The sequence below is a fragment of the Alloscardovia theropitheci genome, assembly GCF_004332295.1.
GTDB classification, from domain to species: Bacteria; Actinomycetota; Actinomycetes; order Actinomycetales; family Bifidobacteriaceae; genus Alloscardovia; species Alloscardovia theropitheci.
The window spans coordinates 25,714-37,139 of the sequence record NZ_RXLP01000021.1; the positions used below are offsets into that span (position 1 = coordinate 25,714).

Annotated in this window: 9 protein-coding genes; 3 read left to right on the forward strand and 6 right to left on the reverse strand. The window is 44.6% G+C overall.

The genetic code is table 11. The features are described from left to right. Positions 1-8: 8 nt before the first annotated feature. Positions 9-734, reverse strand: coding sequence for a LytR/AlgR family response regulator transcription factor (locus tag EJ419_RS05130; protein WP_131284301.1), 726 nt, complete (start codon positions 732-734; stop codon positions 9-11). A gap of 399 nt (positions 735-1,133) precedes the next feature. Between EJ419_RS05130 and EJ419_RS05135 the strand changes: the two genes are divergently transcribed. From EJ419_RS05135 to EJ419_RS05145, 3 genes are all read left to right on the forward strand, one after another. Continuing rightward, positions 1,134-4,178 (forward strand): beta-glucosidase, encoded by a 3,045-nt coding sequence (locus EJ419_RS05135; RefSeq protein ID WP_240680347.1) that lies wholly within the window; start codon positions 1,134-1,136, stop codon positions 4,176-4,178. Between the two features lie 461 nt (positions 4,179-4,639). Beyond that, positions 4,640-5,581, forward strand: a complete 942-nt coding sequence (locus EJ419_RS05140) for an acyl-CoA thioesterase (RefSeq protein ID WP_131284304.1) — start codon at positions 4,640-4,642, stop codon at positions 5,579-5,581. 171 nt (positions 5,582-5,752) lie between these two features. Then, positions 5,753-7,273 (forward strand): alpha-N-arabinofuranosidase, encoded by a 1,521-nt coding sequence (locus EJ419_RS05145; RefSeq protein WP_131284307.1) that lies wholly within the window; start codon positions 5,753-5,755, stop codon positions 7,271-7,273. 110 nt (positions 7,274-7,383) lie between these two features. On the opposite strand, the gene EJ419_RS05150 is transcribed toward EJ419_RS05145, so the two are convergent. From EJ419_RS05150 to folE, 5 genes are all read right to left on the reverse strand, one after another. Then, positions 7,384-8,307 (reverse strand): hypothetical protein, encoded by a 924-nt coding sequence (locus tag EJ419_RS05150; RefSeq protein WP_131284311.1) that lies wholly within the window; start codon positions 8,305-8,307, stop codon positions 7,384-7,386. Then, positions 8,307-8,765, reverse strand: coding sequence for a DUF3180 domain-containing protein (locus EJ419_RS05155; protein ID WP_240680350.1), 459 nt, complete (start codon positions 8,763-8,765; stop codon positions 8,307-8,309). The genes EJ419_RS05150 and EJ419_RS05155 overlap by 1 nt, the downstream gene beginning before the upstream one ends. Next, positions 8,765-9,790 (reverse strand): 2-amino-4-hydroxy-6-hydroxymethyldihydropteridine diphosphokinase, encoded by a 1,026-nt coding sequence (gene folK / locus EJ419_RS05160; protein ID WP_131284315.1) that lies wholly within the window; start codon positions 9,788-9,790, stop codon positions 8,765-8,767. The genes EJ419_RS05155 and folK overlap by 1 nt, the downstream gene beginning before the upstream one ends. A gap of 3 nt (positions 9,791-9,793) precedes the next feature. Continuing rightward, positions 9,794-10,756, reverse strand: coding sequence for a dihydropteroate synthase (folP, locus tag EJ419_RS05165; protein ID WP_131284317.1), 963 nt, complete (start codon positions 10,754-10,756; stop codon positions 9,794-9,796). Between the two features lie 89 nt (positions 10,757-10,845). Continuing rightward, a complete protein-coding gene (gene folE, locus EJ419_RS05170) occupies positions 10,846-11,424 on the reverse strand; it encodes a GTP cyclohydrolase I FolE (RefSeq protein ID WP_131284319.1) in 579 nt (192 codons plus the stop codon). Between the last annotated feature and the right edge of the window lie 2 nt (positions 11,425-11,426).

Consider the following 11,426-nt stretch of genomic DNA (forward strand, 5'->3'; position numbering starts at 1 on the left):
CAATGGGATTATGCGCGCGAATGAAAGTCCAGAAGTTTTTGAAAGACTTCCCGCTTCTTCGATCGCGATACGTGGAAAATTTCACCTCGTATCTCGATATCTGCTTTGACCGTGTCAATTTTATTGACGTACGCACAGTTAATCATGACAAAACGGCTAATCTGTACAAAATTATGTTCGTCGAGTTCTTTCGCTGCTGCTGTCAAGCTTTTCCATGCTGTATATGTTCCATTGGTCGTGTGATAAAACAGCATATGAGATCTAACATCAAGATAAACAATATCCGCTGTATTAATAAAAACCGTCCCGGCTGTTGATTCGATTGTAATACGTGACGTATCTCGCGAATTCATAATTCGCTTAACTTTGCGCCATGCCAGTTCATACTCAGACTGGGAAATCGGTTTCACGAGATAGCCAGTTGCATCAACCGTATAACCAGCCACAGCATACTGAGCCATACGTGTTGTAAAAATAATTATCGTACGATTATCTACTTCCCGGATCTTGCGAGCAGTTTCCATCCCATCTATCCCAGGCATTTCAATATCAAGAAAAATAACATCGTAATCATGACCATGCGGATACTTCTCAAGAAATTCGCTACCTGATGAGAATTCCTGTATAGCAACACTGCCATATTTGTGCGTGGCTTCATCTTTATATGTCTTTTCGACGAGCGCACGAGTTTGTTCGCGTTCTATAGCTACATCGTCAATGATGGCGATACGCATGTACTCTCCTTATTTTTTACTCTCCAAAACATATATTACCCAACACCACGCCGTATTATTGTGCCCTACGTGCAATTTTTATTTTTAGCGCAACTCTACACCTTCCATCACCGCATTTTGTAAAGAAATACCAAATATGTATCATATAGCTATAACCATAGATATGCTATCGCAAATTACCATTCGTGAACTGCATCGCACCACTCACGTGAAATTGACTCGGTAATAATTTCATTCTTCTAATCTAAAAATGTCTCATGGTATGACCATGTCTTTGCGCGTAGCAGAGCTTTGGCATTCATACTACGAGTAAAGAAAGAATATGAGGTTTTCGTCTCAAAGCAATGTGAACGAAGATCCTAAGTTTCTGTAGAGAAAACGAGAGTCAAAGGAGAACTCATGGCAGACAATGTAGCTGCACCTCTCGGTAATGCTTCCGCCAATACCGAGATGCCTGACGCTCACACTAAGCGCGCTCGCAAAAACGAGAAGAAAAAGCGCTTACCAATGAGAAACGGCATTTTCTTGGGTATTTGGATACCAATCACTACAATAATTGCAGCAATCGCCACAATCGCTTTTATCGGCGGTAATTTTGCAAGTGGTGCATTAGATGCAATGCAAGGTGGCGGTACATTTAGCCCAGTTAACGGCGATAATGCCCGTAACGTTGATCTTAATTTCTACCCAAAGAGATACAAGAATCTTGATGAAGCTATTGAGGCTTCCGGAAAGGTAACTCAAAAAATCGCTGATGAAGGTATGGTTTTGCTCAAGAATGATGGTGCATTACCTATGACTTCACTGGGGAAGGTCACTCTTCTTGGTCGTGGTGCTGCCGATCCATTGTACGGTGGAACAGGTTCAGGCCATACCGATACATCCCGCGCTATCAATATCAAGCAAGGTCTAGAAAAAGCTGGTTTCACTGTTAACGACACCGTCTATCAGCAGCTTGATAAGTTCGCTAAGGATCATCCAGCAGAAAAAGACGGTCGTATTAAGATTAGCTTCGGGCTTAATGGCGGTTCCACATATCACATTGGTGAGATGCCAGTATCGAACTACACAGATGCGCAAAAGGCTTCTTTCGCACAGTACAATGATGCAGCAATTGTTGTTATCGGCCGTACAGGTGGCGAGGGCGAGGATCTCATTACAGATATGAAGAAGTGGGATGACAACTATACTCCTGGACAGCATTCTCTCGAGCTTAACAAGGACGAGAAGGATCAGATTGCTCTTGCAAAGGAAAACTTCAAGAAGGTTATTGTTATCGTAAATTCATCTCAGCCTATTGAGATGGGTGAACTTCAAGACGATCCTCAGATTAACGCTATCGTTAACTCTGGTACTCCTGGTGCAACCGGTTTCCTGCCCCTCGGACAAATTCTTGCCGGTCAATTAAATCCTTCCGGTCACACTGTCGATACGTGGGCACGCGATTTTACTAAGGATCCAACCTTCGTTAATATCGGTTCTCATCAGTATTCAAACGTTGACAAGGTCAAGGGATACTTCGTCAATTACGAAGAAGGCATTTACTCTGGATATCGTTACTATGAAACAGCTGCTGCTGAAAACTTCATCAACTATGATGATGCAGTTGTATATCCATTTGGGTACGGCCTCTCCTATACCAATTTCGAATGGAGCAACCCATCTTATAGTGTCGACTCTGATAAGGGCACAATTACAGCTTCTGTAACCGTAACAAATACCGGTAATATTGCTGGCAAGGATGTTGTAGAGCTCTTCTACAGCGCACCTTATACTCGCGGTGGCATCGAAAAGTCCGCTGTCGACCTTGGCGAATTTGCTAAGACGAAGATGCTTGAGCCTGGACAGTCTGAAACAGTAAGCGCAACAATCAACATCGAAGATATGGCTTCTTACGATTATCGCAATGCAAAGGCTTATGTCCTCGAAGCAGGAGACTATACGCTCTCTCTTCGTACTGATTCGCATCATGTAAAGTCTGGCGTTGACACATTTACTTATAACGTTCCAACTACCATCACATACAGTGGTGAGAATCACCGTAAGAGCGATAAGTCCGAAGTTACTAACCGTTTCGACGAGCTCAACGAAGCTTTCGAATCCGGCAAGAAGACATTGATGAGTCGTACTGATTTCGCTGGCACTTTCCCTCAGGCTCCAGATGATGCAGATCGTACCGCTTCTGAAGAAATCGTCAAGAAGTTGTCTAATTACGCAACGAATGTTGAAAATTCTGAATATCAGAAGGCTGAAGAGCAGGCAACTGGCCAGAAGATTACCGCTCCTACTACTGGAGCAAAGAACGACATTCAGCTTTCCCAGCTTCGTGGTTTGTCGTATGACGACCCTCAGTGGGATAAGTTCCTCGATCAGATGACTGTAAATGAAATGGTAGATCTTATCGACGATGGCGCATACGCTACTGACGCTATTACACGCTTGGGTAAGCCTCGCACCATCGATCTTGATGGTCCTGCAGGATTTAGCTCCTTCATTAGTAGTGTTCACGGATCTGCATTCCCTACTGAAACATTGATTGCTTCTACATGGAACCGCGATCTTGCAGCCGATATGGGCGATGCTCTTGGAGAAGAAGCTCTTCAACTCGGTGTAACCGGTTGGTATGGCCCAGCAGTTAATATCCATCGCAGCCCATTCGCAGGTCGAAACTTTGAGTACTACTCCGAAGACCCAACTTTGTCCGGTAAGTTTGCTGCTCAAGCAGTGAGCGCTGCTATGAATCGTGGTGTCGTTGTCTTCTTGAAGCACTATGCACTTAACGATCAAGAGCAAAACCGCCAGGCTAACGGTCTCGATACTTGGGCAGATGAGCAAACAATTCGCGAAGTCTATCTCAAGCCATTTGAAATCGCAGCAAAGGAATCCCATGCTACCTACAAGTATCAGGATTCTAAGGGCGAAATTAAGACAAGTGAAATTGGTCTGAACGGTATCATGAGCGCATACAACCGTATTGGTGGCACATGGGCTGGTGGCAACTACGCATTGCAAACATCCATCTTGCGTGGCGAATGGGGCTTCCAGGGCTCAGTTATCACCGACTTCGCAACCATGGCTTCTCCTTACATGGTTCCTATGCAAGGCGTTGCTGGCGGTTCAGATATCCAGTTGACATGGCGTATCTTCGAGCAATTCAAGGATACCAACAATCCAACTGCTATCTACTTCCTACGCAAGGCTGCTCACAACGTCATGTACTCCATGGCAAACTCCAATGCACTCAATGGCTATGCTTACGGAGCTGGCACTCGCTGGACTCCTCCAGTATGGCGCTGGATTCAGTGGGGTGCAACTGCTGTTCTTACGATCCTTGTAATTTTGCTGATTGTCTGGATGGTACTGAGAGTGCGCCGAGTCAGCCCAATTCGCAAGGCTTGGCGTGAGGAACAGAAAGCTCTCAAGGCTGCAGCTAAGCAGAAGTAGCTCATGTCAAACACCAGTGAGAGAAGAATAAGAGTCTTAAGAAATTTGTCAAAGAATTTCACTATATAGTCTCATCTCACACACAGGGCGATCCTTGAACGAGGGTCGCCCTACTTTTATTTGGTGATACCGTAAGCTCTTCACTGCTGTACATATATACGACATTTATGCATAGCACACATATCTTCTCAGCATTTTCCCAGCTTTCTTCTGGGGTGTTATTCAGGTTCGTGCAGTTATATGTAAATCAACGCGAAAGACACCGCACAGGAACTACATAGACGCTGAGCTGGAAGCCTAACGCATATAACTTAACCCTTTCTTCTCTTTCTCTCTTTTGACCCGCTTACTTATATGTAAGCGGGTTTCTCTTTCCCCGATTATGCTTCACATGTAACTCTTCCTCTGCAAAATTTTGAACTCATATCCTGCTAGTTACTTAGTTTGGGTAAAATAGCTATATGACTACACAGGGTTCAACAAAATCACAACATTTCGACCGCAGCATCACCCCTATCGAAAGAATCGTGGACGTTCTTTCTCTTCGAGATGTACGGACCGAAGGAAACCACACATATATCGAGGGCGATTCGATGTATTTTCCAACGGGACGCGTCTATGGCGGCCAAGTTATCGCACAATCAGTAATTGCAGCAAGCAAAACTGTGCAAGGCCGTTTACCTCATTCTTTACATGGTTACTTCATTAGCGCCGGAGACATTCAGCAAGATGTACTTTTTGACGTTGAGAATCTTCGCGATGGTCGTTCTTTTTCAAGCCGACGTGTCAATGTTACTCAAGATGAGGGCTCTATTTTAACGTCTATCGCAAGTTTCCAGACGCCTGGCCAGTCCGGTATTGATTTTGCTGATCCAATGCCCGACGATGTCCCTTCTCCATCTACATTGACGAGCGCAAAAGAGCTGATGACACCCTATGCTGAGCATTCTGCTTTCGCTCATTACTATGCACATCAATCCCCTTTCGATATTCGACATGTAACGACCACCGTAATGCTCGGATCATCACGCCATGACGACGAAGCAGCACAGCAAGATAATGGATCACAAATGGTGTGGATGAAAATTGACGGTCATATTAATGCTGATCAGACTATGCATCGCGCGCTCCTTGCTCTAGGCTGTGACCAAATTATGATGGAGCCTATTATTCGTCGTGCTGGCATTAATTTCGCTACACCAGGTATGAGTTATGCGAGCCTCGACCATTCCATGTGGTGGTACCGCGATATTGATATGAATCAATGGCATCTGTACGTTCAGGACACTCCTACCGCAGCACATGGTCGTGGATTGAGTCAAGCAAAGGTCTACGATTCACAAGGAAATCTCGTTGCAGCAATGGCACAGGAAGCAATGGTTCGTATACCTCAAATTAGCTAAATTTTCTCCCGCTATCACATCTCAGTAGCTTTCTAAGTAACTTCATACTGTAGAACCATATAGCCATGAAATTATGTTCTCTTCCCCTTGTGGCCTTGAATTGTGAACGATAACATTTGATATACTGTCTACTAGACGATATCGCATTTATCGCACATTCAAGGAGGAATCATGACAGTTTTTATCGATTCAGATAATACAATCGGTACTATCAGCCCAAAGTTACATGGTCAGTTTATCGAATTTCTAGGTTCGTGCATTTATGACGGAATTTGGGTAGGAGAAGACTCAGATATCCCTAACACACGAGGATATAGAAATGATGTCCTTGATGTCTTAAAACAATTACATCCTCCAGTTTTGCGCTGGCCTGGCGGTTGCTATGCAGACACATATCATTGGCGAGATGGGATAGGCCCTCGCGAGAATCGTCCAATCACTTTTAACGAAAATTTTGGAACTTTTGAACGAGAAGATAATCAGTTTGGCACTGATGAATTTCTTCAATTATGCGAACTCATCGGCGCCGAACCGTGGATTAATATCAACCTCATGTCAGGCACAATCCAAGAGATGCGCGATTGGATGGAATACTGTAATCGAGCAGAAGACACTGAGCTGTCGCGTCTTCGAGCTCGCAACGGACATCCTGAACCATATAACGTGAAATATTGGGGAATCGGTAACGAAGTTTGGGCAGGCGGCGGGAATATGACTGCACGCATGTATATGGACAAGTACCGCCAATTTGCCAGTTCCATGCCAAAATTCACCTCATCCATTTTCGAGCAATCGCCGATATACGCTATCGCTAGCGGACCAGATACAAACAAACCTCGCGAAAGTGTTAAATGGACCGAAGACATCTTTGCAGAACTATCCCAGTATCGACAGCCACCAATTCATGGCTACGATATGCATTTTTATAATTGGAATATTTCCGATCCTGAAGATACGCCAACTGACTTTACGCAAGAAGGATGGAATCGAGTTATTCATGGCTGCTTGGAATTAGAAGATATTATTCAAACACAATCACAGCTCGTCAACTCCGGACTCAAGTACATCCCTCAGCCTGAAGGATTCTGGGATAGTAAGCTTGAGCATGTCGATTTAATTATCGGCGAATGGGGTAACTGGCATTACAGCGCTTTCAACGCGCGTCCTGCTCTCCAACAGCAAGTCTCTATGCGAGATGCCATTACTACAGCTCTCACACTTGATTTATTGCAACGAAACTGCGATAAAATTTCAATGGCTTGTAATGCTCAAACTGTCAACGTCCTTAACTCTCTTGTACTCACTGATGGTAAAGACATGGTAATTACACCAAATTACGATGTCTTCATGATGTATCAGCCACATCAAAATGCGACAGCTCTCAACGTTCCCCGTCAAGATAGCCAGTCGGGAGCATATATCTTTGCGTCTCAAAAGGACAATCGAATTACGATCAACATTACAAACGCCTCTATGGATGCAGCTAAGGACGTCAATGTCGTCTTTGCTAATGATGTAGAAATTATGGGTATGAAGCGACTAGAATCTGACGATCCTCATACATGTAACACTTTTGATGATCCAGATGCTATTCGCGCGTATACCGTTAACGATGAATTCAATGACGGAATGGAATTTAATTTCCACGTTCCAGCGGCGTCCATTACCGTAATTTCAGCGCGTATTTTGTAATAACCACATATATCGTAAAGATGGTCGCGTAGCTACATACCGAATGAGAATCATTCTCATAAGCTACACGACCATCTTTATTACTGAATTTATTACTGAATACGAATGATTTATGCGTCTTTTCTTTCCAAGACATTGGCCAGATGCAATACGCTACCTGTAGATACCGCTGGCATATACGATGGATCGTCCTCATCCAGTGCCGGATTTGGAACTATATACGCTTCGACTAATGTATCGCGCGAAATCTCATCAGTGTTACCAGCTACTTGTCTCATCCACTCAATAAAACTGGAATCTGTCGGGAAGACGAGCATATTCGAATCCCCCAGAAGACTTGCAAGCTCACCATACGTCGGGTAATCGCAATTCATGGTAACGGCATTTTCCATCTGCTGAACTAGCGACAATATTTTTCCGTCTGAAGTGGTATCGCGCATATACGTCCACAAAGCTTCTAAGGAACGGATGGCTACGAATGGTTCTTTACGAGGATTTGAGCGCGAATACACGCGCGTAACGAACCATGCATCAGGATGAGCGCTGCGATCCTTAAAAGGCTGATTTTTCTTCCAATTATGACTTTTGCGCACATCAGTAATCGGTTCAGTCAATGCCCCTGTAACTGTAGTATATGCATGCCGCGATATCTTTTCCCACAAATGACGCGCATCTTTAAATCGACGTGCGTTACCTGAGCCATCTGCCGCAGCACGTGCAGCACGTTGTGCGAGTGACCGCACACTTACAGTTGTATACTCTGATGTTTTCCCCTCTGAGCGAGTTGCATCAGTATGAGAAAGAAGTTCCACATCCTGCGCAGTTGCCTGCTCTTCAATAAGGGATAAAATATCAATAAAAAGATTACGTTTGTTATTAATGAAACGATCAGTACCGAGTGGATATTGCTCATTTACCGCGTAGCTATGAACAAATTCCCACACCGGAGTACGCTTTCCTGCTGGAATCACGCAAACCCATAACTCGACTGAGCGAGAATCATTGTTGTACACTCGAAGTTCAAAATGTGGCATTATTCTTCCTTTTCACCTGTTGGCGGCATAAGGCACCAGAATTCGCTTAATATCCCTAATCCTAAGTCTATGAGACATGCGATTGCAGCTACAGCTGTCTGCCAAGAAACGGTCGTAAAATAGGCCACTTCGGTGTGTTGAATAGCAATAACAAATATCCCTGCATACCATCCTGCAAGAGCTGACGCCGCTAGAGCGAGCGACTGGGCAAAAATTAATGTGTTAACGCTACGCTCGGGAGCCATCTTATGAATCTTGCCATCAGCAAATCTCTTCACCTGCCATGCCGACCATGCGACAACTAGCCCAACTCCCACGATAGATGCACTCAGATACCACGGTGCAGATACCATAGCACTCGAGTGTCGAGAAGTCCATGAAGCACTAATCAGCCCGACAAGGAAACCAATAATTCCAAAAGCGAAGTAGTACCATGCCGGAGTACGTTTTGCCTTCATCACATACCTCCTAGAATCCATTGTGCTGATATCAGTTCAACGAAATCACGGTCTGGAGCTTTATCAAGAAGCTCACAAACGCGTCCACCTCTCCTATTATCCGTTGTGACAATCTGCGCATCAGGATTGATGTCCATCCAAGGTTTCAAGACGAACGCTCTTTGCCACGCACGAGGATGTGGCAAAGTTAATTCAGGATCGTCACTTACCTGACCATCAAAATCAATAATATCAATATCCAATGGGCGAGATCCCCAATGCACCTGACGTGTTCTGCCATGCGCCGCCTCAATCATCTGAATAGCATGAAGGAGCTGCAATGGTTCCATCTGTGTAGTAATTTCAACCACAGCATTTTTGAAATCAGGCATATCTTGATCTACACCCCATGGCTTTGTGCTATATAAAGCTGAAATCCCCGTCACTTGGTTACCCGGCAAACTATCTAAAGATACTATGGCTGAGCGCATAGTTTGCTCAACGTCACCAATATTTCCTCCTAAGGCAAGTACGACCTTGTAAAGCGAATGCTTTTGACGACTGGTGTTACCCTCCGAATTCCCAAATTCTTCGGAATTTTCTGCATGTAAAGTCTCTCGCTGTTGAGCAGTATATAAAGAAGCAGCACTCGGCTTTCGAGATTGTGCCCCTTGCTCTTCCTCGTAATCGCTTTGCATACGTTCAATAGTTACACTCACATCTGCGAAATCATGATCAATAGGAGCATGTGGCTTATGCACGGTGACAATTGTTTTCTTCACTCTCCACGAGAGCAGAATACTGTCAGCAATACGTTGAGCTAATCGTTCGATAAGATCGCAATGCTCACCCTGAATAATAGATACAATTCGATCTGCAATCTGAGCATAACTGACGGTATCTGCTAAATCATCACTACGAGATGCATCTGATAAATCTACGTATAAAACAGCATCAACGACAAACTGTTGTGGCTCTTTGTGCTCAAAATCGAGCACTCCGTGAGTACCTAAAGCGCTAATTCCTGTCAGGGTAATGTAATCCATTGTTTAGCTCTCAATCACTGTCGTATGGCTGTTATTACTATCATCGCTGTTATTAGGCACGATTGTATCGGATTCATCATTATGTTCTAAAGAAAGAACATCATTATAGCCGCGAGATGCAATCACAGCTTGAACTGCAGCACGATTTCTTTCTACATTATGCACTCTCACTGCCCATGCGTTCTGTTGCGCTGCAATTACGCTTAACGCAGCTGTCATATCATCACGTGTTTCTTCATTGTCGTCAAGACCAGCCTCATGAACGAGACCCGCCACAAATCGCTTCCTCGATGCTCCAATGAGTACCGGGTACCCCATGTGTGTAAACAACTGGGTATGCATAAGCAACGGAAGATTGTGATCAATAGTAGGTTTAGAAAATCCGAGCCCTGGATCAATGATAATCTGTTGAGGCTTTACTCCGTGAGATAAAACAGCTTCAACTTGTGCTTTGAGCTCATCATATGTGTCTCGTACAACCCCATTGACATAGTACGTTGTATCTCGTTCTGAATCCTTACCTAACCAAGCCCGCCAATGCTGAACAATATACAGACAATCTGATTGTGCAACCACATCAGCCATCTGAGAATCAAGCTGTCCGCCTGATACATCATTAATTATGTGTGCTCCACATTCTAGAGCAGCTTGTGCAACAGAAGCACGTGTAGTATCAATACTTAACGCTACTTCAGGGAAAGCTTCGTGCAATAATTTCACTGCGGTGACTATACGTTTACGTTCTATTTCTTCCAGAACACGAATCGCTCCAGGACGCGTAGACTCAGCGCCGATGTCGATGATGTCAGCGCCTTCACTAATCATCCGTTTCGCGTGAGCAAACGCCTGGTGTGGATCGAGATAACGTCCTCCATCTGAGAAGGAATCCTCAGTAATGTTGAGCACTCCCATGATAAGAGTGCGCTCTGAACTTGTCAGACGCTTCAGCACGTCTTGCCGGCTCATTCTCACTTCCTCCTTGCAGTGTACCTTACAGAAACATATCTACCTGCATATCGAGGCTTAGCACGGATATTTGTAATGTTCTATATGAACTATCGCTGCTGCAAAATTAATTGCATTGCTTCAGCACGGGTAGCACTATCTCTCATCGCACCCCGGACTGCTGATGTTAGGGTACGCGCCTGCGACTTTTTGACACCACGCATTGACATGCATAGATGCTCGCAATCAGTCACGACGATAACACCTTTGGCGTGGATTTCATGCACCAACGCATCAGCAATTTGTTGCGTAAGTCGCTCTTGCACCTGAGGACGGCGTGCAAACACCTCGACAAGGCGAGCGAGTTTAGATAAACCTACTACTTCATTCTTTGCGGGAATATAACCAATATGTGCTACACCATGGAAAGGTAGTAAGTGATGTTCGCATACTGAATACAGCTCAATGTCGCGCACAAGAACCATTTCTTCTGTATCTACAGAGAAATGCTTTTCAAGAACATCATGCGGATTCTGATGCAATCCAGCGAAGAGCTCTCGACCTGCCCGAGCGATGCGATCAGGAGTATCAAGAAGACCTTCACGGTTCGGATCTTCACCTATAGATTCCAAGAAGAGGCGTACGGCTTGACGTACGCCTTCTTCATTGTATGAACTGTCGTTATTCATAA